General features: G+C 51.0%; 22 protein-coding genes. 12 read left to right on the forward strand and 10 right to left on the reverse strand.

Translation table 11 applies throughout. The features are described from left to right. Nucleotides 1-124: 124 nt before the first annotated feature. Nucleotides 125-1228 carry a DNA polymerase III subunit beta gene (gene dnaN / locus J2T37_RS04275; RefSeq protein ID WP_253353999.1) on the forward strand — a complete coding sequence of 368 codons (1104 nt, stop codon included), beginning with the start codon at nucleotides 125-127 and terminating at the stop codon, nucleotides 1226-1228. An 86-nt stretch (nucleotides 1229-1314) separates the two neighbouring features. On the opposite strand, the gene dtd is transcribed toward dnaN, so the two are convergent. From dtd to J2T37_RS04305, 6 genes are all read right to left on the reverse strand, one after another. Then, nucleotides 1315-1776 carry a D-aminoacyl-tRNA deacylase gene (dtd, locus tag J2T37_RS04280; RefSeq protein ID WP_253354001.1) on the reverse strand — a complete coding sequence of 154 codons (462 nt, stop codon included), beginning with the start codon at nucleotides 1774-1776 and terminating at the stop codon, nucleotides 1315-1317. 95 nt (nucleotides 1777-1871) lie between these two features. After that, nucleotides 1872-2642 carry a peptidyl-prolyl cis-trans isomerase gene (locus tag J2T37_RS04285; protein ID WP_253354003.1) on the reverse strand — a complete coding sequence of 257 codons (771 nt, stop codon included), beginning with the start codon at nucleotides 2640-2642 and terminating at the stop codon, nucleotides 1872-1874. 15 nt (nucleotides 2643-2657) lie between these two features. Beyond that, nucleotides 2658-3530, reverse strand: a complete 873-nt coding sequence (locus tag J2T37_RS04290) for a peptidylprolyl isomerase (protein ID WP_253354005.1) — start codon at nucleotides 3528-3530, stop codon at nucleotides 2658-2660. A 40-nt stretch (nucleotides 3531-3570) separates the two neighbouring features. After that, entirely contained in the window at nucleotides 3571-3840 is a 270-nt protein-coding gene (locus J2T37_RS04295) for a BolA family protein (RefSeq protein WP_253354008.1), read from the reverse strand. Between the two features lie 3 nt (nucleotides 3841-3843). Then, nucleotides 3844-4131, reverse strand: coding sequence for a YciI family protein (locus tag J2T37_RS04300; protein ID WP_253354010.1), 288 nt, complete (start codon nucleotides 4129-4131; stop codon nucleotides 3844-3846). Nucleotides 4132-4134: 3 nt separating this feature from the next. Beyond that, nucleotides 4135-4668, reverse strand: coding sequence for a septation protein A (locus J2T37_RS04305; protein ID WP_253354090.1), 534 nt, complete (start codon nucleotides 4666-4668; stop codon nucleotides 4135-4137). 384 nt (nucleotides 4669-5052) lie between these two features. On the opposite strand from J2T37_RS04305, the gene J2T37_RS04310 reads away from it, so the two are divergent. The 4 genes from J2T37_RS04310 to porB (J2T37_RS04325) all read left to right on the forward strand — a co-directional run bounded on the left by J2T37_RS04310 (nucleotide 5053) and on the right by porB (J2T37_RS04325) (nucleotide 11265). Next, on the forward strand, nucleotides 5053-7230 hold the full coding sequence (locus J2T37_RS04310) for a FimV/HubP family polar landmark protein (protein WP_253354012.1): 2178 nt from the start codon (nucleotides 5053-5055) through the stop codon (nucleotides 7228-7230). 175 nt (nucleotides 7231-7405) lie between these two features. Then, nucleotides 7406-8221, forward strand: coding sequence for a tRNA pseudouridine(38-40) synthase TruA (gene truA, locus J2T37_RS04315; protein WP_253354014.1), 816 nt, complete (start codon nucleotides 7406-7408; stop codon nucleotides 8219-8221). A 363-nt stretch (nucleotides 8222-8584) separates the two neighbouring features. Further along, on the forward strand, nucleotides 8585-9682 hold the full coding sequence (porB, locus tag J2T37_RS04320) for a trimeric porin PorB (RefSeq protein ID WP_253354016.1): 1098 nt from the start codon (nucleotides 8585-8587) through the stop codon (nucleotides 9680-9682). Between the two features lie 425 nt (nucleotides 9683-10107). Further along, on the forward strand, nucleotides 10108-11265 hold the full coding sequence (gene porB / locus J2T37_RS04325; protein ID WP_253354018.1) for a trimeric porin PorB: 1158 nt from the start codon (nucleotides 10108-10110) through the stop codon (nucleotides 11263-11265). Nucleotides 11266-11700: 435 nt separating this feature from the next. Here the strand turns inward: porB (J2T37_RS04325) and dusA are convergent, their stop codons facing one another. Continuing rightward, the gene (gene dusA / locus J2T37_RS04330; RefSeq protein WP_253354020.1) at nucleotides 11701-12720 is read right to left on the reverse strand and encodes a tRNA dihydrouridine(20/20a) synthase DusA; all 1020 of its coding nucleotides are present in this window, start codon (nucleotides 12718-12720) and stop codon (nucleotides 11701-11703) included. A 315-nt stretch (nucleotides 12721-13035) separates the two neighbouring features. Here dusA and J2T37_RS04335 point away from each other — a divergent pair, with 315 nt between their 5' ends. The 4 genes from J2T37_RS04335 to J2T37_RS04350 all read left to right on the forward strand — a co-directional run bounded on the left by J2T37_RS04335 (nucleotide 13036) and on the right by J2T37_RS04350 (nucleotide 17941). Beyond that, nucleotides 13036-15114 (forward strand): carbon starvation CstA family protein, encoded by a 2079-nt coding sequence (locus tag J2T37_RS04335; RefSeq protein ID WP_253354023.1) that lies wholly within the window; start codon nucleotides 13036-13038, stop codon nucleotides 15112-15114. Beyond that, nucleotides 15098-15310, forward strand: a complete 213-nt coding sequence (locus J2T37_RS04340) for a CstA-like transporter-associated (seleno)protein (RefSeq protein WP_253354025.1) — start codon at nucleotides 15098-15100, stop codon at nucleotides 15308-15310. The genes J2T37_RS04335 and J2T37_RS04340 overlap by 17 nt, the downstream gene beginning before the upstream one ends. Nucleotides 15311-15675: 365 nt before the next feature. After that, entirely contained in the window at nucleotides 15676-17751 is a 2076-nt protein-coding gene (locus J2T37_RS04345) for a carbon starvation CstA family protein (RefSeq protein ID WP_253354027.1), read from the forward strand. After that, nucleotides 17738-17941 carry a YbdD/YjiX family protein gene (locus J2T37_RS04350; RefSeq protein ID WP_253354029.1) on the forward strand — a complete coding sequence of 68 codons (204 nt, stop codon included), beginning with the start codon at nucleotides 17738-17740 and terminating at the stop codon, nucleotides 17939-17941. Before J2T37_RS04345 ends, J2T37_RS04350 begins: the two co-directional genes overlap by 14 nt. 164 nt (nucleotides 17942-18105) lie before the next feature. Here J2T37_RS04350 and J2T37_RS04355 read toward each other — a convergent pair whose 3' ends face one another. Together J2T37_RS04355 and glnA are read right to left on the reverse strand one after the other, a co-directional pair. Continuing rightward, on the reverse strand, nucleotides 18106-18774 hold the full coding sequence (locus J2T37_RS04355; RefSeq protein ID WP_253354031.1) for a hypothetical protein: 669 nt from the start codon (nucleotides 18772-18774) through the stop codon (nucleotides 18106-18108). 189 nt (nucleotides 18775-18963) lie between these two features. Then, entirely contained in the window at nucleotides 18964-20382 is a 1419-nt protein-coding gene (glnA, locus tag J2T37_RS04360; RefSeq protein ID WP_253354033.1) for a type I glutamate--ammonia ligase, read from the reverse strand. 252 nt (nucleotides 20383-20634) lie between these two features. On the opposite strand from glnA, the gene aroE reads away from it, so the two are divergent. From aroE to J2T37_RS04375, 3 genes are all read left to right on the forward strand, one after another. Next, nucleotides 20635-21447, forward strand: coding sequence for a shikimate dehydrogenase (gene aroE, locus J2T37_RS04365; protein ID WP_253354034.1), 813 nt, complete (start codon nucleotides 20635-20637; stop codon nucleotides 21445-21447). Nucleotides 21448-21449: 2 nt separating this feature from the next. After that, a complete protein-coding gene (gene mtgA / locus J2T37_RS04370) occupies nucleotides 21450-22151 on the forward strand; it encodes a monofunctional biosynthetic peptidoglycan transglycosylase (RefSeq protein WP_253354036.1) in 702 nt (233 codons plus the stop codon). Between the two features lie 111 nt (nucleotides 22152-22262). Beyond that, on the forward strand, nucleotides 22263-22676 hold the full coding sequence (locus tag J2T37_RS04375) for a GlcG/HbpS family heme-binding protein (RefSeq protein WP_253354038.1): 414 nt from the start codon (nucleotides 22263-22265) through the stop codon (nucleotides 22674-22676). A 237-nt stretch (nucleotides 22677-22913) separates the two neighbouring features. Here the strand turns inward: J2T37_RS04375 and J2T37_RS04380 are convergent, their stop codons facing one another. Continuing rightward, nucleotides 22914-24404 carry a tetratricopeptide repeat protein gene (locus tag J2T37_RS04380; protein WP_253354040.1) on the reverse strand — a complete coding sequence of 497 codons (1491 nt, stop codon included), beginning with the start codon at nucleotides 24402-24404 and terminating at the stop codon, nucleotides 22914-22916. Nucleotides 24405-24452: the final 48 nt, after the last annotated feature.

Raw genomic sequence — 24452 nt, forward strand, 5'->3', positions numbered from 1 at the left:
TTTTGTTGGGTTTGCAACCCAACTTACAAAATGACCGATTTTCAGACGGCCTTTTCAATCATGACAACACAGGCCGTCTGAAAATAAAAGAATTCCCGATTAACCCAATCCCAAGGAATACACCATGTTGATTTTGCAAGCCGATCGCGACAGCCTGCTCAAACCGCTCCAAGCCGTGACCGGTATTGTTGAGCGCCGCCACACCCTGCCGATTTTGTCCAACGTATTGCTGGAAAGCAAAGACGGGCAGACCAATGTCTTGGCTACCGACTTGGAAATCCAAATCAACACCGCCGGCCCGGAAAGCGCGGCCGGAGATTTCCGCATTACCACCAATGCCAAAAAATTCCAAGACATCCTGCGTGCGCTGCCGGAAGGCGCGATTGTGTCGCTGGATTGGGCGGACAACCGCCTGACCCTGAAAGCAGGCAAATCCCGCTTTGCCCTGCAAACCCTGCCTGCCGAAGATTTCCCGCTGATGAGCGTGGGCGAAGACGTGGGTACGGCGTTTTCGCTGACTCAAGAAGCGTTTAAAAACATGCTCTCGCAAGTGCAATACAGCATGGCGGTGCAGGACATCCGCTACTACCTCAACGGCTTATTAATGCAAGTAGAAGGCAGTCAGCTGCGCTTAGTCGCCACTGACGGCCACCGCTTGGCCTACGCCGCCTGCCAAATCGAAGCCGATTTGCCCAAAGCCGAAGTGATTCTGCCGCGCAAAACCGTATTGGAACTCTTCAAGCTGCTGAACCATCCGAGTGAAGAAATCAGCGTTGAGCTGCTCAACAACCAAGTGCGTTTCCGCTGCAACAATACCGTGATTGTGAGCAAAGTTATCGACGGCAAATTCCCCGATTTCAACCGCGTGATTCCGCTGGACAACGACAAAATTTTCTTGGTGTCGCGCAGCGAACTGTTGGGCGCATTGGAACGCGCTTCGATTTTGGCCAACGAAAAATTCCGTGGCGCGAGATTGTTTTTGCAGCCGGGTTTGTTGAGCGTGGTGTGCAGCAACAACGAGCAGGAAGAAGCGCGCGAAGAGTTGGAAATCGCCTATCAGGGCGGCGAACTGGAAGTCGGTTTCAACATCGGCTACCTGATGGACGTGTTGCGCAATATCCATTCCGACGATATGCAGCTGGCTTTCGGCGACGCCAACCGCTCCACCTTGTTTACCATGCCGAATAATCCGAATTTCAAATATATTGTGATGCCGATGCGGATTTGATGAATCGTAAATAAACGGAGGCCGTCTGAAAATACTGGATTTTCAGACGGCCTTTTCGCATTAATCGCAAGACAGAAGTTGATGGGTTAAAACAATTTCTGCGAATCTAATAGCAGCGTAACCGGTCCGTCGTTACACAACGATACCTGCATATGGGTTTGGAATTTGCCGGTTTCCACCTGCAGACCGTGGCCGCGCAGTAGGTCGGCAGTCAGGCGGTAGAGGGCGTCGGCTTGGTCGGCAGGGGCGGCGTGGGAAAATGACGGACGTCGTCCGTTGCGGGCGTCGGCATACAGGGTAAACTGGGAAACCAGCAAAACGCTGCCGCCAACGTCTTTCAAAGAAAAATTGAGTTTGCCGGCCTCATCTTCAAAAATGCGCAGATTGGCGGTTTTGTCGGCGATGTAGCGGGCGTCTGCTTCGGTATCTTCGTGGGTCACGCCCAATAAAACCATAAAGCCATGCCCGATTTTGCCGCTGGTGTCACGGCTGTCGTTTTCGAGTACATCGACTTGCGCGTGGGTAACTTTTTGGATAACGGCACGCATGATTGCTCCTTGAAATCAGATAAAACGTGATAAAGGCCGTCTGAAACGGAAAGTGGTTTTCCCCTTTTCAGACGGCCTGATTAAGCAAATAACGCTTATTGCGCTTGCGGCGTAATACCGTTGGCTTTCAGCAGCTGTTCGATTTGCTGGCGCACTTTCTGCTGCTTGGCCTGTTGCAACACCTGATTGCGCACCAGCTCAAACGGTTGCGCTTCGGGATTGCGCTCGACGGCGCTGAGTTTGAACAGGTAATAGCGGTTTTGCACCTTAACCGGCTCAACGGTCACATCGCCCCGGTTCATCGGATTGATGACCTCAGCCAAAGTTGGCGGGAGCTGTTGCGGCATGATGAAATTGTCGAATTTCTGTTCCGGATTCGGATAACGCTTCATCAGTTCGTCAAACGACAAACCTTTGAGCAGCAGCTCTTGAGCCGCGTGCGCGTCCGCTTCGCTGGCAAAGCTGACTTGTTGCAGCTTAATCATGCGCGTTTGCAAGTCATACAGGCGGCGCACTTGCGCATCGTCCACTTCGGTATTGCGCTCCAAATACTGAACGTATTGGTTGGCATAAAACTGGGCGATGACGGTTTTCAACTGGGTTTGAACCGCAGGGTCTTTATCCAGATTGGCTTTCAGCGCTTCGTTTTTCAATACTTCCAGCGTTTGCAAACGGGTAATCACATCGCGGCGGATGGCCTTGCCGTCGGGCTTTTGCGTTTGGTTCGGATTCAAATCCGCTTGGCGCAAGACTTCGGCCACCATGCTGTCGATACGGGCAGACTCGATTTCAGGCGCTTTGGCAAAGGCAAAACCCGCCAATGCCGCCGCCGTGATGCCGGCGGCAATCGCAGTTTGGTACTTCATGAATCAGGCTTTCGGTTATTTGGCCGGTTTGATATTGGCTTTTTCCAGCAGGGACTGAATGGCAGCGTCCACGCGGGCAGCCTGCAAATCGTTGCCGATTTGGTTTTTCACGTCATCATATGCCGGTACTTTAACATCGCGGCGGTCGTTGACATAGAACACGCCGTAGTAGTCGCCGTTTTGCAGCGGCGTGGCGGTGAAGCCGCCTTTTTTCAGGTCTTTAACCGCCGGATACAGCGGAGAGTTGGCTTGTTGCAGGTCTTTCAGGGGTACATATGAAGAAGGAATACCGCCGGCTTGTTTGGCCTGCTCGTCAATCGAGTATTGTTTCAACACGCTGGCAAAGCTTTTTTTCGCGCGCAAATCGGCAATGGCTTTATCTGCGTCGGCTTTGCTGCGGGTAACGATTTCGCCCAGCTGCACTTCTTGCGTGCCTTTGTAGAATTTGCTGAAGTTGTCGTAGGCGGTTTTAACGTCTTTTTCCTGCACCGGATTTTGTTGGGCGATATGGATGGCATAAGCTTGGGCTAACAGGTCGCCCTCAAAGGCCGCCCAAGTGGTTTTGAAATCCGGTTTTTTATCCGCGCCGCTTTTTTTGGCCTGCTCGCGGTTTTGCGCCAAGGCTTGTTTGTAAGCGTCGCTCTGATCCAGTTTCAGGCGTTTGGCTTCTTGGCCGACAACGGTGGTGACCACTTGGCGTTCGGTCAGGCTTTGACGCAGCGCTGGGCTGTCTTTGACTTGGCTGTTGGCATCGCGCACGGCTTTGACTTGGGCGTCGATGACGCTGCTGTCGATGGCTTGGCCGTTAACGGTCACCAATGTTTGCGCAAACAGGCTGCCGGAGAGGGCGGCCAACATCAATGCTGAGGCAATATGGGTTTTTTTCATGATTTTCTCACTTGGGAAATAATACAAATAACAAAAAATCTTAATGGAAATACTCTTCCGGCGTTTGCGCTTTAATGCTTAAAGCGTGAATCAGGCCGTCTGAAAATAAATCCTGCAACAGGTTTTTCACCATGCGCTGGCGCTCAATACGGCTGACATCGGCAAATGCAGAGCTAACCACCACAATGGCGTAGTGGCCGCCGCCGGTATTACCGGCATGTCCGGCATGCAGGTGGCTGTCGTCGCGAAACTCAAAATGCTGCATATCCAGCGTTTTCAGACGGCCTTCAATGGTTTGGCGCATGTCCATTGTTTAAAATACGACTTTAAAGGGTTTGATTAACACTTCTTCATAGACACCGGCATCGACATAAGGGTCTTGCTCCGCCCATTCCTGAGCTGCGTCTAAAGATTCGAATTTCGCCACAATCAGGCTGCCCGATACGCGCTCAGGGTTGTCCGGCAGGGGATTTGGGCCGGCGGTAATCAGGCGGCCTTCGTTTTTCAGCGTTTCCAAGCGTTTCAAGTGGTCGGGGCGGGCGGCTTGGCGCGCTTCGTGTACATCATCGCGGTCGGTAGCCAACAGCATATAGTATTCCATTAATCAATCCTCCTGAGGTAAATGTCGGCTCAAGTAAAAACCTTGTCCGATAAAGAAAAGAACCATCAGTCCGGTCGAGCCGAACAGCTTGTAGTTGACCCATTGGGCTTCGCTGAAATTTTGGAAAACCAAGATATTGGTAATGCCCATAAACACCAAAAATCCAATCCAAGCATACGTCAGGTTGCGCCAAACGCCGTCAGGCAACGTGATTTCTTTGCCCATCATTGCTTTGAGCCCGTTTTTTCCGGCCAGATGGCTGATGAGCAAAGCCAGCGCACCGACCCAAAACAAAACAGTCGGTTTCCACATGATAAAGCGGTTGTCTTTCAAGACAATGGTGGCGCCGCCCAAGACAACAATCAGCAAGAGAGACACCCACTGCATGGTATCGAGTTTTTTGTGTTTCCAATAGGTAAAAGCAGCTTGCAAAACACCAATGACCACCGCCACCGCCGTCGCGGTAATGATATTGTGGGTCAGGGTGTAGGTGGCGAAAAACAAAATAACCGCCAACAAGTCACTTAAAATTTTCATATTCAAACGATAAAACAAATCGGACAATTCGCCATCATACAGGCTGAAGCCGACTTTTGCACCTGTTAATCGGTATGCAAATACCGACTTTTGCACTTTCCATGCATTCATTAAAACAGCCGTTACCGGACAAAGCGTTTTACCGGAAAACCGGTTTGGAACACAGAGGCCGTCTGAAAAAATTCAGACGGCCTCGTTCAAAAAATGCCTTTTGCAAGCGGATGGTAAAAAACAGAAGGGTAATGTTGCATTTTATCCGACGTTTTTAACTTAATTTATCAAACTTACTTGGCAGACAGGGGCTTTAGAATATATCATGACGTACATATACCGAATTATGTCGCAGTGTCATTGTCCGGCTGCGTTTCATGTAGGGGATAAGTTTTGAAAAACGACCATAAAATCAAATTAATTGCCGCTTCTCTGATGTTGGCCGCTTCATTTGGCGCAACGGCCGGTTTGGGCGGCTTGAATGTCCAATCGCATTTGGGCGAACCTTTCTCAGGTACCATTACCGTTACCGGCGACGAAGCCAAAACCTTGTTAAACGGCGGCAAGGCCTCCGTTTCCAACAGTAATTTGCGCGTCGGCGTGCGCAAATCCGGCGATAAAGCGGTGGTGACCGTCCGTTCGTCCAAGCCGGTTCAAGACCCTATTTTGATTTTCCAAGTCGGCGTCGGTTCGCAATCGCGCGAATATACCGCCATTATCGACCCCGCAGGCTATAACGGCAAAACAGACGGAGCAACCCGAGTTGCCGCAGAGCGTCATGCTGCCGATTCTGCCGGACAAGATAATGACCGTCGCGCCGCCCGAGGTCGGATTAACCGCGCATTACGCGCCGAGCGTGAAGAGCAGTCGGCGCGCCGTACTGGTCAAGTGCGCAAATCAGATGTGCGCAGTGATAAAAAAGCAAGCAAACCGGTTGTCAAAAATGCAATCCAGCCCAAACGTCCCGCCGCCAATACAGGCCGTCATTTGGTACGCTCCGGCGAAACCGTCAGCGGTATTGCCCGCCATATCCGTCCGCAAGGCTTGACGGTAGAGCAGACCATCCAAGCGCTGGTAAATGCCAACCCGACTGTATTTATCGACAATGATGCCGACCGCATGTTGGCCGGTAAAGTATTGAATATCCCTTCTGCCGCCGAGCTGAAACGCTTGGCCGGTCAGCCGTTGCCCGAACGCTCTGCGGAAGAGGCCGGAGAATCTACCGTAGCGACACCGCCGGTTGTCGCTTCTGATGTCCAACCGGCTCCGGCCGCAACCGTTGAAACTGAAAATACGGCGGCGCAAACCGTTCCTGCCCAACAAGAGCAGGCCTCTGCTGCGGCAAGCTCGGCTGCGGCTGGTGTAGCGGCAGAAACGGCTGCGTCTGCTGCAGAAGCCCCTGCTTCTGAAACCGCTGTGGCAGCAAGCGAACCGGATACTGCGGTGTCTTCCGCTGCGGCAACCGCGCAACCCGAGCCGCAACCTGCCCAAGAAGAGGGCGGCTTGTGGAAATGGCTGCTGCTGGGCGGTGCTGCGCTGCTGGCTCTGTATTTGATTTCAAAACTGCTGGGCAAACGCTCGGGCGGTACACCGGATGATGCTGCTGTTGCTGCGGAATCTGTTGACGTTGCAAAAGCTGCTCCGGTTGCTACCGAAACCGATAGGGCAAAAGCCGCTGCTTCTGATGAAGAATTGGCGGTGGAAGATGATTTCAGCGACGATATTTTCTTTACCGAAGTTGATTCAACTCCCGCAGCGAAAAAAGACAGCGTCAACTTAGATTTAAGTACGCTGGATAACCAGCAAAGCGGTATTCTTTCCGGTGCGGTTACTCGGGATGAGGAAACCGAAAAACGTCGGGATATTGATTGGGATACTGTCGAATCTACTGAAAGCGTTTACGAACCTGATCCTGAAACACCTTTTGCAGCTGCTACGGTTGCTCAAGGGGCTAAGCAGGATGTCGTAACCGCCGAGCCTGTGGTTGAGACCTTCTCTGCTGCCGAACCTGTTACCAAAACAGCTACTAAAGCGCAAGAGCAAGAGGCATGGGATTTCTTTGCAGATACTGCCGAGACAGCGGCGAATACGACCGATAAACCTGCGGATCAAACTACCTCATCCCGACCAGTAGCAGACGACAAGCCTTTGGAGTTTACCGCTCCGCAGAGTGATAATCTGGCTGAGGCTGATAAAAAAGTCATCTTGGAAAGCGATGAGGCGGTAGCAAATCCGTTTGATATCCAGCCGGATGAAACGCTGGTTGTTCAAGATAATGAGGATTTGGCTGCGTCGGCTAATCAGGTGGAAACCGCAACGGCTGATGAGTTTATCAAATGGGAGGAAATCTCCGTAGCGGATGATGCAGAAAAAAGCCGCCGCGAATCCGGCTTCATTTCCGAATCCGTCGGCATGACGGCACCGCTGGAAGCCAAATACGAATTGGCTAAAATGTATGTCGAAATCGGCGATCCGGAAGCAGCCCGCGAAACGCTCCAAGAGTTGCTGGAAGAAGCGCATGGCAGCATTTTGACAAAAGCCAAAGCCATGTTGAAAGAATTAGATGCCTGATGGTTGAATGAAGGCTTTAAACTAAAGAGATGCCGTCTGAAGACGGTATCTCTTTTTTTATTTGCCAACAGCGTAAAATACTCATGTTCTTAATCAGTAACGTCGAGTAGGACAGCTTTTCTCCATACTAACATAATCGTATATCTTTTAATTTAATCAATCCTTTATTATCTCTATGACTGAATATCACAATCCCAAACACCACACCTTACAGCGTTGGGCGCTGATTGTTTCTTACGATGGCAGCCGATTTTACGGTTGGCAAAAGCAGGCCGGTGGCGTTCCTACCGTTCAGACGGCCTTGGAACATGCGCTCAGCGAAATGGCAGGTGAATCCGTATCGGTTACCGTAGCAGGTCGTACCGATACGGGTGTCCACGCGACGGCGCAAGTGCTCCATTTTGATACATCGGCAGTGCGCCCGGAGCAAGCATGGATAAGGGGAGTCAATGCGAAATTACCGCCCGGGATTGCCGTGCTTCATGCGCAAAAAGTCGCTGCGCATTTTCATGCCCGGTTTGATGCTTACGGGCGGCGTTACCGATATCTTTTGCAAACTGCGCCGGTACGCTCGCCTTTGCTGATAGGCAAAGTAGGGTGGACACATTTGGCTCTGAATTTGGAAAACATGCAGCAGGCGGCAGCTTTATTGGAAGGAATACACGATTTTTCCAGCTTTAGAGCCTCGCAATGCCAAGCAAAATCTCCGGTTAAAACCATTTACCAAGCCAAAATCAGTGAATCTGAGGGTTTGATAAAATTAGATTTGCACGGTAATGCCTTTTTGCACCATATGGTGCGCAATATCATGGGGGCATTGGTGTATGTGGGTTGCGGTAAGTTATCCGTAGCAGATTTTTCTGCTTTAATGGAGGAAAAAAGCCGTCTGAAAGCGCCGCCCACTTTTATGCCGGATGGATTGTATCTGACCGGAGTGGATTATCTGGAAGAATTTGGGATACAAAAATGTCCTGTTCCGGAATGGCTATAAAGCGGAATAATGCTTAAATATTTGGCAATTTTTAAACCTCTTTTATGATGTGCGTGTAAGAAACGGCTGTTTGGTTGTAGAACGAAAAAAGAGCAGATTTGTAGAGTGTTGTAAAAATGCAAATAAGAGCGTATAATTGCTAATGTATGATTTAAAAGAAAAAAATAATAAAAAAAATACTATTTTTAGGAAAGGTGTTAAGCCTGTCTTGGTGATGGGGATGGGATAAAGTTTGTTTTTTTAGGAAGGTAAGATTATAGTAGGAGTCATGGAATCGCTGAGTTTAGCGGTAAACGTGAAGCCCAAGCGGATTCGTCTAATCTGCTTAAATTATTTCTTCATAATAGAAAAAGGAATACAGCAATGAAAAAATCTCTGATTGCTCTGACTTTGGCAGCTTTGCCTGTTGCAGCTATGGCTGATGTGACTTTGTACGGCCAAATCAAAGCCGGTGTTGAAGTTTCTAAAGTGAAACTGGGTAGCGATATTGCTGCTGCAACTGGTAATAGCACTAAATCTGCTACTGCTACCGAAATCGCTGACTTCGGTTCTCGTATCGGTTTCAAAGGTCACGAGCATTTGGGTGACCACTTCAACGCCATTTGGCAAATTGAACAAAACACTTCCGTAGCCGGTACTGATTCCGGTTGGGGTAATCGTGAATCCTTCATCGGTTTGGAAGGCGACTGGGGTAAAATCCGCGCAGGTAAATTGGATACCACAGTGAAAAACACTGATGCTGCCATCGACCCATGGGAATACAGTAATACTGCTTTGGGTATGGGCGTGTTGACTCGTAGTTCTGTATCAGAGCGTGCCGTATCTGTACGTTACGATACTCCGGTATTTGCCGGTTTCAGCGCCAGCGTACAATACGCACCGCGTGACAACGTAAACTCAAGCGATAAATACACTCATGAAGTGGCTACTGGCGAAACTTACTACGCTGGTTTAAACTATGAAAACTCTGGCTTCTTCGGTCAATATGCCGGTGGCTACCGTAAGCATACCCTGAATAGCGACAACACTGCTGCTATTGCTAAAGATGGTCAATTACATCGTTTGACTTTGGGTTATGATGCCAATAACCTGTTGGTAGCAGTTACTGGTCAATACGGTAAAAACTGGGAAACTGAAGGTCAGTACGTAGCAGCTCTGTCTAACGGTGTAATTGATGATAGCACTTTGACTGATGCAGTAGAAACTACTGAGGTTGCCGGTACTCTCGCTTACCGTTTTGGTAATGTGACTCCGCGTGTTTCTTATGCTCACGGCTTTGAATACAAAGTTGATGGCTCTAAAGTACACGATTCTGATTACAACCAAGTTGTTGTCGGTGCCGATTACGACTTCTCTAAACGCACTACTGCTTTGGTATCTGCCGGTTGGTTGAAAGCTGGTTCTGGTGCAAGCAAAATCGAAAACTACGCCGGTATGGTTGGTTTGCGTCACAAATTCTAATCTAATATAGATTGGTATAAAAAAAGACCTGCTCTTTGGGCAGGTCTTTTTTGCGTAGTTGTTGTAGCTGGAGGAAGAGTGGTACTAGGCAGGCTTGAGGCTTATCTTATGTTCGGGTTCAGAATATTTTGTCATTAATAGGTATTGATGTCTGTAATAGTTGCATTTGTAGCTATCTTTGAGATATTACATCAGATTTTTAATGAAACAGGAAAAGACGTCAGATTAAATAATCAAAGTTGTCTGTAAAAAACAACTCTTTTAGGCGAATGACGATAGAAAATATGCAGAAAATTTGTTTTTTAAGAGTTAAACCGCTATATTAATGACATGGAATCGCTGATTAGGGCGATAGATGCAATAATGGCTAAACGAATTCCATATCCGTTTAAATGACTTTAGCGAATAAGTAAAGGAATACAGCAATGAAAAAATCTCTGATTGCTCTGACTTTGGCAGCCTTGCCTGTTGCGGCTATGGCTGATGTGACTCTGTACGGTCAAATTAAAGCCGGTGTTGAAGTGTCTCATGTTAAATTGGGTAGCGGTACTGCTGAGGCAGTAAATGGCAGCACCAGCTCTGCAACTGCTACTGAAATCGCTGACTTCGGTTCACGTATCGGTTTCAAAGGCCATGAGCATTTGGGTAACCACTTCAACGCCATTTGGCAAATCGAGCAAAATACTTCCGTAGCCGGTACTGATTCCGGCTGGGGTACTCGTGAGTCCTTCATCGGTTTGGAAGGCGACTGGGGTAAAATCCGTGCCGGTAAATTGGACACTACCGTGAAAAACATGGATGACGCGATTGACCCGTGGGAATACAGCAACTCTGCTTTGGGTTTGGGCGTTTATACTCGTGATACTGTCTCAGAACGCAAAGTATCTGTACGCTACGATACTCCGGTATTTGCCGGTTTCAGCGCCAGCGTACAATACGCACCGCGTGACAACGTCAATGCAAGCGACAAATACACTCACGAAATCGGTGACGAAGGTACTTACTACCTGGGCTTGAACTATGAAAACTCTGGTTTCTTTGGTCAATATGCCGGTGGTTACAAGAAAAACTTGGTTGTAAACAGCCAATCTGTTGCTAAAGACGGTCAATTGCACCGCCTGACTGCTGGTTACGATGCCAACAACTTGCTGGTAGCCGTTTCTGGTCAATACGCGAAAAACTGGGAAACCTATGGCCAATATGCCGAAGCTTTGGCTAATGGCGCGGTATCTTATGATAACACTACCAGCATTTCTAACGCTGTAATTGGTAGCAGTGCTACTGACGCGAACGGCAATGCAATGGATGATAAAGGTGTGGAAACTACTGAAGTTGCTGCTACTGCTGCTTATCGCTTCGGTAACATCACTCCACGCGTATCTTACGTTCACGGCTTTAAAGCTAAAGTAGCTGGCGATAAAATCAAAGGTTCTCAATACGACCAAGTCGTTTTGGGTGCTGACTATGATTTCTCTAAACGCACTACTGCTATGATTTCTGCCGGTTGGTTGAAATCTGCTGAAGATGGCCCGCACAAAGTGGAAACCGTTGCCGGTTTGGTTGGCTTGCGCCACAAATTCTAATCTGAACGGTTAGTATTGCTTAAGAAAAAGACCTGCTTCGGTGGGTCTTTTTTGTTGGGTAATGTGGGTTTGGGATAAGGATTTGAGGTATTTGTATTGTTTCCAGTATGGTATTGGGTTTAAGCAGACAGAAAATTGCCAGATTTTCGTCATTAGCTTCGCAAGTCCGCTACGCTCCCCCCGCGCAGGCGGGAATCCAGACATTTGGGGTTCTGGCGTTTTGAAAACATTGCAGAGATGTCAGGCTTCTGGATTCCCGCCTGCGCGGGGGGAGCGTAGCGGACTTGCGAAGCTAATGACGAATCCTTGAGGATTCTGTCTGAAGAAATACATTTCTGAAATTTAAAAAGATATTTTATTGTCTTATCTTGAACTCACGTTAGGTAAAATAAACCAATGCCGTCTGAAAATCATAGGTTTTCAGACGGCATTGGTTTATTTCTCTGCGTTTTCCTGCCAACGATTGGCCTGCTCCACTTCCTGCCATGCTTCTAAAATCAAGCTGCCGTCGTTGTCTTTTAATAAAGTAGCGTCGGAAAGCATGCGTCGCCATACGCGGGCTTTGCTTAGGCCGTGCATTAATCCTAAACTGTGGCGCACGATGTGGCGTAAGGTCGTGCCGCGTCTGGCTTGTATCTGCGCTAGGCTGTAAGCATATAAGCGCTGCACCAATTCGGCGTATTCAATCGGATTGGCGGCATCGCCGTAAAACAGTCCGTCCCAATCGCGCATAAGCATCGGGTTGTGATACGCTTCGCGCCCGACCATCACACCATCCACATGCTGTAAGTGGGCAGCAATTTCGTCATTAGTGGTGATACCGCCGTTGATGATGATTTCCAAATCAGGAAATTCCTGTTTCAAGCGGTACACGTAATCGTATTTCAGCGGTGGTACTTCGCGGTTTTCTTTCGGTGAAAGACCGTCCAACCAGGCATTGCGGGCGTGGACGATAAAGGTACGGCAGGCGGTTTTTTTATGCAATGTACCGACAAAATCAGCCACGACTTGATAATCGGTTTGTCTGTCCACGCCGATACGGTGTTTGACGGTAATGGGAATTTGCACCGCGTCTTGCATGGCATTCAAACAATCGGCCACTAAATCTACTTCATTCATCAGGCAGGCGCCAAACGCGCCTTTTTGCACGCGCGGGCTGGGGCAGCCGCAGTTTAAATTGACTTCATTGTAACCGTACTGCACCGCTGCACGCGCCGCCTGCGCCAAATCGCCCGGCTCGCTGCCGCCCAGTTGTAGGGCAACGGGCTGTTCACCATCGTTAAACATCAAAAAGCGGTCTTTGTCGCCGTGGATAATTGCGCCGGCATTTATCATTTCGCTGTACAGCCAAGTATGATGGGTAATCTGTCGCGCCATGTAACGGTAATGACGGTCTGTCCAATCGAGCATAGGGGCAACGGATAAACGGCGGGCGGGAAGGTTGGGGGTAGTCATTGCAGTTTCGGTAAAATTTTTTCAGACGGCATTATAGCAGAGCTACTGGGGCAGGCTGGGAGTGTATGTGTTTTGAACCTCAGTATCTGATGGCTTTTTTCTTGCCACAATATGTGTATTAATTCAAGGGGAAATACGTATTTTTAGATAGAGTTTGATTTAAGGCATAAAAATTTTGCCAGCTGCTGCCGGTTATATATAAATATGTTAATATTTGCCAAAATATAAAAATTTTCTTTTAAATATAATTGTTGATTTGTCATTTTTTTGGGATTTATTTGTTTATATTTATTTATTAATATTTAAGGACCTGTTATGAAAGCGATAAAATCGTTTCTGATATGGGGCATTGTGGTGCTGGCGGGGGTTGCCGCCTTCGCTACGCTTGCCCTTAATCGCGGCGAACACATCAGCGCGGTTTGGTTGGTGGTGGCGGCGGTATCGGTGTATTGCATTGCCTACCGTTTTTACAGCCTGTATATCTGTAAAAACATTTTGCAGCTGGATGAGCGCCGGATGACACCGGCGGAGCGCCACAATAACGGTGTGGACTATGTGCCGACTGATAAAAAAGTCTTGTTCGGCCACCACTTTGCCGCCATCGCGGGCGCGGGTCCGCTGGTAGGGCCGGTGTTGGCTTCGCAGATGGGCTATTTGCCGGGTACGCTGTGGATTATTTTCGGCGTGGTGCTGGCCGGTGCAGTGCAGGACATGATGGTGCTGTTTGTGTCTATGCGGCGTGACGGTAAGTCTTTGGGTGAAATCATCAAACAGGAATTGGGTACGACTGCGGGCGTGATTGCCTCCATCGGTATCCTGATGATTATGGTCATCATCACTTCGGTCTTGGCGCTGATTGTGGTCAAAGCGCTGACCCACAGCCCGTGGGGTACGTTTACCATTGCCATGACCGTGCCGATTGCCCTGATTATGGGTTTCTATGCCCGCTTTATCCGTCCGGGCAAACTGGGTGAAATTTCTATTGTCGGCTTTATCGCACTGATGAGCGCGGTGATTTTCGGCGACCGCGTGGCGGCCAGTAGTATCGGCCCGTGGTTTAACCTTGACGGTGTGCAACTGGCGGTCGGTATCATGCTTTACGGCGGTATTTCTTCGCTGCTGCCGGTATGGTTTATGATGACCCCGCGCGATTATCTGGCAACATTCTTGAAAATCGGCACGATTGTGGCTTTGGCCATCGGTATCATCATTGTCGGCCCTGAATTGAAAATGCCGGCAGTGACCCTCTTTATCGACGGTACCGGCCCGGTGTTCTCCGGCAAACTATTCCCGTTCTTGTTTATTACCATTGCCTGCGGCGCGGTATCCGGCTTCCATGCGCTGATTTCTTCCGGTACGACTCCGAAAATGATTGCCAATGAAACCCATGTGCGTGCCATCGGTTACGGCGGTATGCTGATGGAAAGTTTTGTGGCGATGATGGCATTGGCGGCTGCCTGCTCGCTGGATCCGGGCGTGTATTTTGCCATGAACAGCCCGGCTGCCTTGATTGGTACGGATGTCCACACTGCGGCGCAAGCCATTACCACTCATCTGCATATCGCGGCAGACGCGGATGTCTTGGCGCAAACTGCAAAAGAAGTGGGCGAGCATTCGATTCTGTCCCGCGCCGGCGGTGCACCGACTTTGGCTGTGGGCATGGCGCATATCATGAGCCGCCTGATTCCGGGCGAAGCAATGATGGCTTTCTGGTATCACTTCGCGCTGCTGTTTGAAGCCATGTTTATTCTGACAGCGGTGGACGCCGGTACCCGTACTTCGCGCTTTATGTTCCAAGATTTGCTGGGTACGTTTATCAAACCTTTGGGTACAGGCCGAGGCATGTTCTCCAACGTGGTGGCCACTTTCTTGGCCGTTGGCTCTTGGGGCTATTTCCTCTATACTGGCGTTACCGACCCGCTGGGCGGCATTAACTCGCTGTGGCCGCTCTTCGGTATCGGTAACCAAATGCTGGCGGGTATCGCGCTGGTAATGGTATCGGTGGTATTGGTGAAAATGAAACGCGAATGCTATGTTTGGGTGCCCATGATTCCGGCCATCGGCCTGCTGATTGTCACTTCCGTGGCTTCCCTGCAAAAACTGTTCGACCCCGATCCGCATGTCAGCTTTATGGCGCACGCTGCGCAATACCGTGAAGCCGCTGCCGCCGGACAAATTTTGGCTCCGGCTAAAGACGTGGCGCAAATGGGTCAGATTGTGTTGAACGACTACGTTAACTCGACTTTGTGTGCCGCCTTTATGCTGGTGGTGGTATTTGTAACCATCTATGGTGTAATTGTGGCGCTCAAAGCCCGCAAAATCGGTTGGCCGACTGCCAAAGAAGTGCCTGCCGTTTATCGTGACGAGGTGGCGCGCAATGAAACCGCTGCTTAAAGCGGCGTGGTTAGGCTGTCTGAAAAAGGCGTATAAAAACGCCTGTATCTCGGCCAACTACATGGCCGGGATTCCCGACTATGACCGCTATGTGGCGCAGCAGCGCAAACACAACCCGAATGCGCCGGTGATGAGCAAAGTGGATTTTGTGAATTACTGCTATTCGAAAAACAACGGCAGCGGCCGCTGCTGCTGATTTGGATACGGCAAGGCCGTCTGAAATATTCCGATTTTATGCGGATGTTTCAGACGGCCTTTTTGGTGCCAGATGGTTTGAAAATCTGATGTATGTTAACTTTTGTTTAAGTAATTTGGGTTTGTTTTAATTTTTATAATGGCTTATTTTAACTGGAGAAAATTTGATTCAAACAATATATTCTATTTTAATATCTTGTTTTTCATTGGCAAAAAAATAAAGGCTAAGGCCGTCTGAAAAATCTTAATATGTTAATAATATATCAAAAACCGTATAATTATGTTAATCTTCGAGTCGCTTATCTATGCATTTGAGAATTGTTTACAACTTTTATTCCCATCTTACATCCCCATAAAGGATCAATCATGAAAGCACTCAAGACATTTATCGTCTGGGGCATCGTGGTGCTGGCGGGTTTGGCCGCCTTTACCACGCTTGCCATCCATCGCGGCGAGCAGGTCAGCGCAGTGTGGATGGTGGTGGCCGCCATCTCCGTTTACTGCATTGCCTACCGCTTTTACAGTTTGTTTATCGCCAACAAGGTGATGGAACTCGACCCCAACCGCCTTACCCCTGCCGAACGCCACAATGACGGCTTGGACTATGTGCCGACGCACAAAGGCGTGTTGTTCGGCCACCATTTTGCCGCGATTGCCGGCGCCGGCCCGTTGGTCGGCCCCGTATTGGCGGCGCAGATGGGCTATCTGCCGGGTACGCTGTGGATTATCTTCGGCGTGGTATTCGCCGGAGCGGTGCAGGATATGATGGTGTTGTTTGTGTCCATGCGCCGCGACGGTAAGTCACTGGGCGATATTGTCAAACAAGAGTTGGGCACGGTTGCGGGCGTGATTGCCTCTATCGGCATTCTGATGATTATGGTCATCATTATGGCGGTGCTGGCGCTGATTGTGGTCAAAGCCTTGGTACACAGCCCGTGGGGGACGTTCACCATCGCCGCCACCATGCCGATAGCCTTGTTTATGGGTATTTACACCCGCTATATCCGTCCGGGCAAAATCGGCGAGATTTCCATTGTCGGCTTTATCCTGCTGATGTTGGCGATTATCTACGGCGAAGATGTGGCGCAAAGCGCCTACGGCCATTGGTTTGACCTGACCGGTATCCAGCTCACTTGGGCGATTATGATTTACGGCTTTGTCGCCGCCGTGTTGCCGGTGTGGTTGCTGCTGACCCCGCGTGACTACCTTTCCACCTTCCTGAAAATCGGTACGATTGTGGCGCTGGCCATCGGCATTATTATTGTCGGCCCCGAGCTGAAAATGCCTGCCGTTACCCGCTTTATCGACGGCACCGGCCCGGTGTTCTCCGGCAATCTGTTCCCCTTCCTGTTTATTACCATCGCCTGCGGCGCGGTATCCGGTTTCCACGCGCTGATTTCTTCGGGCACAACCCCGAAAATGGTGGAAAACGAAACCCATGTGCGCATGATTGGTTACGGCGGCATGATTATGGAGAGCTTTGTGGCGATTATGGCCTTGGCGGCTGCCTGCTCGCTGGATCCGGGCGTGTATTTCGCCATGAACAGCCCCACCGCCTTAATCAGCGCCGATGCCGTACAAGCGGCCGGTGTGATTACCAACCAGCTGGGCTTCCCGGTTGAAGCCTCTGCCTTGCTGCAAACCGCCAAAGACGTGGGCGAAAACACCATTCTGTCGCGTGCCGGCGGTGCGCCGACGCTGGCGGTGGGTATGGCCAACATCATGAGCCAGCTGATTGCCGGTGAAAACATGATGGCCTTCTGGTATCACTTCGCGCTGCTGTTTGAAGCCCTGTTTATTCTGACCGCCGTGGATGCGGGTACCCGCGTGGCACGCTTTATGATTCAGGACTTGGGCGGTATTTTCATCAAACCTTTCGGCAACACCGACTCGCTGCCCGCCAACCTGCTGGCTACCCTGATGGCCGTGGCATTGTGGGGTTACTTCCTCTACACCGGCGTGACCGATCCGCTGGGCGGTATCAACTCGCTGTGGCCGCTTTTCGGTATCGGCAACCAAATGCTGGCGGGTGTCGCGCTGATTATGGTCAGCGTGGTGCTGGTGAAAATGAAAAAAGAGCGTTATGTGTGGGTATCATTGATTCCGGCCTTGGCGATTTTGTTTGTGACCGTATATGCCAGTTTGCAAAAACTGTTCCACAGCGATGCCAAAATCAGCTTCTTGGCGCATGCGGCCAAATTCAAAGACGCAGCCGCACGCGGCGAAATCCTTGCTCCGGCTAAAGACGTGGCGCAAATGCACCAAATCGCCTTTAACGACTATGTCAACTCCGGCCTGACCGTGTTGTTCCTGTCGGTGGTGGTATTTGTCGGCCTGTACGGTTTGAAAGTCGCCTTCAAAGCGCGCAAAGTCGGCTGGCCGACTGCCAAAGAAGTGCCCGCCGTTTACCGCAATGAAGCCGTTAAAAATGAACAGGCTTAAACAGCGCCTAAAACGCATTTGGCAAACGGCACGCCTGAGCGCCAACCTGATGGCGGGCGTGCCGGACTATGACAATTATGTCGCGCAGCAGCGCAAACATAATCCCAATGCGCCGGTAATGAGCAAGCTGCAATTTTTAGACTATTGCAGCAAGCGCAGAAGCGGCAGCGGCGGAGGGAAATGCTGCTGAATGTGCAGGCGTGAAGGCCGTCTGAAAAATCCCGTATCGGTCATCGGTACGGGATTTGTTTATTGGAGGAGGGCATACGGATAAATCGGATACAGCAAGGCCGTCTGAAAATCGAAATAGATTTTCAGACGGCCTTTGCAAAGTGTCGCGGATAAATGGTCGGCTTAATGCTTGCTGTCCGGCAGGGTTTGGCGCTCATACAGAATGACGGCGATACACAAAATAACCGGCAGAATCATCTCGGTCGATTCTTCAAACGCCTGCACCAACACAACGCTGCGGGGCGGGAGCGTGATGTTGAAGATTTCCTGCAAATCCGAGTTCAGGCGGTCGGCAAATTTGCTGATAACCAGCAAAACAAAACCCAAAGCCGTATAACCGTAGGCGGGGTTGCGCGGTTTGCGGCTGCGTTTGAACGAGATAACAAAGGTTTTAATCAGGTAAAACGCCAAGGCCAAAATCGCTAGGGCGAATATGCCGCCGATGATTTTGTGCGACAAAGGCTCGATGTCGGTGAAATAGAAATTACTGCGCAAAAAATGCGTGCTTTGGCCTTCGACTTGGAAAAACGATTTGTGCATGTCCATCTCGCGCAGACCGAACAAAACGGCCATGACCGCCGAAGCCAAGCGTGTGGGCAGAGCCATGCGCCCGAACAGGTAGAACAGCGCCAGCAGAAACCACAGCAGCGGGCTTAAAATTTCAATCGTGCCTTCTTCGCTGAATGCGAATACAGCCAAATCCAGCGGGGCGAAGATGGCGATGTGGTAGATAAACGCCCAATAAACCAGCAACAGCAGCAGGGTTATCAGGATATGGCGGGAGGGTTTCATGATTTTTCCGCTGGTCAGAAGAGTCAGCTATTTTACGCCGTTTGGCGGCTAAACGTCAGTTTTCTTTTGCGGGCGGTGCGCTTGCGTTATCTGCGGCTTGTTGCTGCTAGCAAAATAAAGGCCGTCTGAAACAAGGAAACCGAAGTTTCAGCGTTTCAGACGGCCTTGGGTTGATTGCGGATTCAGGTATTACAGGCTGTAATACATTTCAAATTCCAGCGGGTGCGGCGCCATTTGGATACGGCGCACGTCTTCTTCTTTGAAGGCGATATAGCTTTCCACCCAGTCTTTGCTGAACACGCCGCCGCGCAGCAGGAATTCGTGGTCGGCTTTCAGCGCAGCCAAGGCTTCGCCCAAAGAGGCGCACACGGTCGGTACCAAAGCGTCTTCTTCCGGCGGCAGGTCATACAGGTTTTTGGTGGCCGGATCGCCCGGATGGATTTTGTTTTGAATGCCGTCGAGACCGGCCATCAGCAGTGCGGCAAAGGCCAGATACGGGTTGGCGGTCGGATCGGGGAAACGCGCTTCGATACGGCGGGCTTTGACGCTGTTGACCGACGGAATGCGGATAGACGCAGAACGGTTTTTGGCAGAATAGGCCAATTTGACCGGCGCTTCAAAGTGCGGCACGAGGCGTTTGTAGGAGTTGGTCGAAGGGTTGGTAATCGCATTCAGGGCTTTGGCGTGTTTGATGATACCGCCGATGTAGTAGAGGGCGGTGTCGCTCAAACCGGCATAGCCGTCGCCGGCAAACAGGTTTTGGCCGTCTTTCCAAATGGATTGGTGCACGTGCATGCCGCTGCCGTTGTCGCCCATAATCGGTTTGGGCATAAAGGTGGCGGTTTTACCGAAATTGTGCGCAACATTGAGGATGACGTATTTCATGTCTTGGGTTTGGTCGGCGCGTTTGACCAAAGTGCCGAATTTGGTGCCGATTTCCATCTGGCTGCCGGTACCCACTTCGCCGTGGTGTACTTCTACTTCAATGCCGATTTCTTCCAAGATGTTGACCATGGCCGAACGCAAGTCTTGGCCGCCGTCAACCGGCGCAACCGGTGCGTAGCCGCCTTTGACCATCGGGCGGTGGCCTGTATTTTGGCCATCGTAGTGTTTGCCGCTGGACCAGGCGCCGCTTTCGGAAGTGATTTCGTAACGGGTTTTGTGCATAGAGGTTTCAAATTCTACGCCGTCAAACACGAAAAATTCAGGCTCGGGGCCGAAGAACGCAGTATCGCCGATACCGGAAGATTTCAGGTAGGCTTCGGCACGGCGGGCGATGGAGCGCGGGTCGCGGTCGTAGCCTTGGCCATCGGCCGGGTCAATCACATCGCAGGTAATGACCACGGTGGTGTCGTCGTAAAACGGGTCGATAAAGGCGGTAGAAGCGTCAGGACGCAGCTGCATGTCGGAAGCCTGCACGCCTTTCCAGCCGCCCATAGAAGAGCCGTCGAACGCCTGACCGTTTTCAAACCAGTCTTCAGGGTCGTCCAGCACAATGCGGGCGGGAATGGTAAAGTGGTGTTGCTTTCCCTTGGTGTCGGTAAAGCGCAAATCGACAAAGCGGGCTTCGCTCTCTTCAATCAGTTTTACAACGTCTTTGATGGACATGGTGTCAGCTCCTGGTGGGATGGGGAATCACGAATGCATTATTCTAGCACGGTTTGACAAGGCTATCATAGGCAGAGGCCGTCTGAAAAACGCGGGCTGCGGATTCGGATAATCGAACCGCCCGAATATAGTTTCAGACGGCCAAATTGTCAACAATTTCATGCCCGACGGTATTTGGCGCAAAGCAATGCCGTTTGTCGAAAACGCCGTTATAATACGGTTTTCATATTGACATCATTAAGAGCAGAAACCATGAGCCAGAAACCGCGTTATGCCGTCTTCGGCAATCCCGTCGCCCACAGCAAATCGCCGCAAATCCATCAGGAGTTTGCCAAGCAGGAGCAGGTGGCGATTGACTATGACCGTATTTACGCGGATATCGGCGGTTTTGCCGAGGCTGTCCGTCAATTTTTTGCCGAAGGCGGCTTGGGTGCGAATGTGACCGTGCCGTTTAAATTGGATGCCTTTAATTTTGTGGACGAACACTCCGAGCGCGCGCTGGCGGCGGGCGCGGTCAACACCATTATCCCGCTGGGCAACGGCCGCTTCCGTGGCGACAACAGCGACGGCGTCGGCTTGGTCAACGACATTATCCAAGCGCAGGGCGTGGCGGTGGAAGGCAAGCATGTGCTGCTGATTGGCGCGGGCGGCGCGGTGCGCGGCGTGATTCCCGTGTTGCAGACCAAAAATCCCGCTTCCATTACCATCACCAACCGCACGCATGAAAAAGCGCAGCAGGTGGCCGAACGCTTCGGCATTCAGGCTGTGCCGATGGACGAATTGCCCGCCGCGCATTTCGACATCATCATCAACGGCTCGTCCGGCGGCTTGAGTGGCGAACTGCCTGCCGTTGCGCCGGCCGTGTTTGCCCGCTGCGAGTTGGCCTACGACATGGTGTACGGCAAGGAATTCGAGCCTTTTCTGCATTTTGCGCATACATCCGGCGCGGCCAAAACCGCCGATGGGCTGGGTATGCTGGTCGGTCAGGCTGCCTTTTCCTATTGGCTGTGGCGCGGTTTCGATCCCGACATCAAATCCGTATTTGAGTATATGAAAGATTTGTAACGATGTTCCGTCTCATCAAATGGCTGATAGCCCTGCCTGTGGCGGTGTTTATTTTTTTCAACGCCTATGTTTACGGCAACATCCTGACCTACCGCGCCATTGCGCCGCACCAAACCGCGTTTATGGGCATGCGCATGAAGCAGTTTCAAGAAGAAGGGCGCGATGTGGCGCTGGATTACCGCTGGGTGCCTTACGAGCGCATTTCCACCAACCTGAAAAAAGCCCTGATTGCCTCCGAAGACGCCAAATTCGCCGAACACGCCGGTTTCGACTGGAGCGGCATTCAAAGCGCCATCAAACGCAATGAAAAAAGCGGCGAAGTGAAAGCGGGCGGTTCGACCATCAGCCAGCAGTTGGCGAAAAATTTGTTTTTGAACGACAGCCGCAGCTACATCCGCAAGGGCGAAGAGGCGGCGATTACCGCCATGATGGAAGCCGTTACCGACAAAGACCGCATTTTCGAGCTGTATTTGAACGTCATCGAATGGGATTACGGCGTGTTCGGCGCGGAAGCGGCGGCACAGAAGTTCTACAAAAAACCGGCCGACAATCTGACCAAGCAGCAGGCCGCCAAACTCGCCGCCCGCGTGCCCGCGCCGCTGTTTTACGCCGACAATCCGAAAAGCAAACGCTTACGCGCCAAAACCAATATCATTTTGCGGCGCATGGGTTCGGCGGAATTGCCGGAAACGGATACGGAATAAAGGTGTTACCGTATTGGGGAAAGGCCGTCTGAAACGGAAATCCGTTTCAGACGGCCTTTCATTTAGATTATAATGAAACCTCACCGATACCGACAAACAGGAGGAAATGATATGAAAAGCATTAAAGAACGTGCCGACGTGACTTTGGCGGCAGCGCAAAAGTTGATTGCCTTCAGCGTAGATTACGCCGAGCAACGCCAACTGAACCTCGCCATCGCCGTGGTGGACAGCAGCGGCCAGCCGGTGGCCTTCGCGCGTATGGACGGTGCGGCTTTGGTTACCAGCGAAGTGGCTTTAGGCAAGGCCAAAGCCGCCGCTTATCTGAAAGCGCCGTCCAAATTATTTGAAGATTTTGTCAACAGCGGCGCAACGTCGATGTTGAGTACGCCCAACGTCTTGCCCTTGCAAGGCGGTGAGCCGCTGCTGTGGGACGGTTTGGTGGTCGGCGCGGTCGGGGTCAGCGGTGCCGACGGCGATACCGACAACCAAACTGCGCAGGCGATTGCGGGCGTGTTTGCCGATTAATGGTTTTTTGAATACGTTAAAAAGGCCGTCTGAAACGGATATTTCGTTTCAGACGGCCTTTTTTTCATAGTGCAATTATTTATAGTGCAATTATTTAAAAACCAAATCATCGATACGGTGTAGCTTGGGTTGTAAACCCAACATTTATCTAAACTTCCGTTGGGATTTCATCCCAACCTACGCAGTTTGGTTTTTTACTTATTTCACTATACATTTTGTGTATCAACGTCATGGCGCTTACCCGTGTTTTTCAGCCATAAATTCTGCCAAGGCCGTCTGAACCTTTTCCACAACCGGCTGCCATGACAGGGTTTCGTCTTGGCGGAACAGGCGCAGGCTGTCGTACCAGACGCTGTCTTCGCGCTTGAGCAGCCAGCGGAAGTCGGGCAGGTAGGTAATCATCAGCCAAGTCGGTTTGCCCATCGCCGCCGCCAAATGCGCCACGGAGCTGTCGATGGTGATGATTAAATCCATTTTCGACAAGAGGCCGGCGGTGTCGGAAAAGTCGGCCAAATCCTTATCCCACAAGCTCAGGTTGGGGATTTTTGCGGCGCGGACACGGTCGTGCGGCGTGATGTCTTTTTGCAGGCAGTGGAAATCGGCGTCGGCGGCAAACAGCGGCATGATGGTGCTTAACCCAACGCTGCGCTGGTGGTCGCGGGCATTGGTTTTCGAGCCAGCCCAGGCAATGCCGATTTTCGGTTTGTGCGACACGGGGATTTTAATGCGCCATTTTTTTTGGTACTCGGGTTCGGCTTCCAGATACGCGCCCGGATTGGGGATGGAATCTACCGTTGTATGGAAATAATGCGGCAGGCTCATCATCGACACTTGGCAGTAATCGTTTTTCGACAACTGATCGCCCGATTGGACGGAGGAAATGCCGTAACGCGCCAGATTGTAGCCCAGCAGCCGTTGCAGCGGTTGGGCATTGCATACGGTTACTTTCATGCCGCGTTTTTGCGCTTCAAAGGCGTAGCGCAAAAACTGAATATTGTCGCCAAAGCCTTGCTCGGTGTAAATCAGCAGGGTTTTATCGTCGCCCAATTCGTTTTGCGGCCAACGCGGTAAATCGGGTACGGGACTGCCCACGGAAGACGTGCCCATTTGCAAACGGCGCTCGTAAGTCGCCCAGCCTTCTTCGTATTGCTCCAGCAGCAGCATTTGCAGCGCTTTTCTGACCCACGTCAAATGGTTTTCCGGGTCGAGTTCGGCCGAACGCGCCAAATCAGCCAGCGATTCTTGGTGCAGGCCGAGTTCGCCGAGTATGCGCCCACGGTGGAAATAGCCGCTGAAATCTTGCGGATATTGGGCGATATAGCCGTCAAACATGGCTTTGAGCGCAAGAAAATCTTCGCGGGTTTCGGCAACCGCTTCGCGGGCGGCTAAGTAGAAAAGATGGGTGTTGCGGGTGGGGTTGAGCTTGTAGGCTTTGTGAAAATAGCCGGCGGCCACGTGCGGATTGTGGCGTTTTTTAAACAGCTGGCCGAGTTGGAAATAAATTTCCGAATCCTCGGGCGCGGCTTTCAGGGCTTGGCGCAAATCGGCTTCAGCTTCGTCAAGCCGTCCGGCCTGCAAGAGGGCGTTGGCGTTCAGCGTCAGAAACTTGGGGTGTCCGGTGCAGTGGGGGGCGAGTTGCTGCAACAGGGCGGCCGCTTCTTCGTAGCGGTTTTGAATCAGCAGTTGCTCGGTTTGGGCGAAATATTGGCGGAGTTCTTCGGTATTCATGGCGGGTATTAAAGGCCGTCTGAAAATTTCAGAATTTCAGACGGCCTT

Source organism: Neisseria perflava (genome assembly GCF_024170405.1).
GTDB lineage: Bacteria > Pseudomonadota > Gammaproteobacteria > Burkholderiales > Neisseriaceae > Neisseria > Neisseria perflava_B.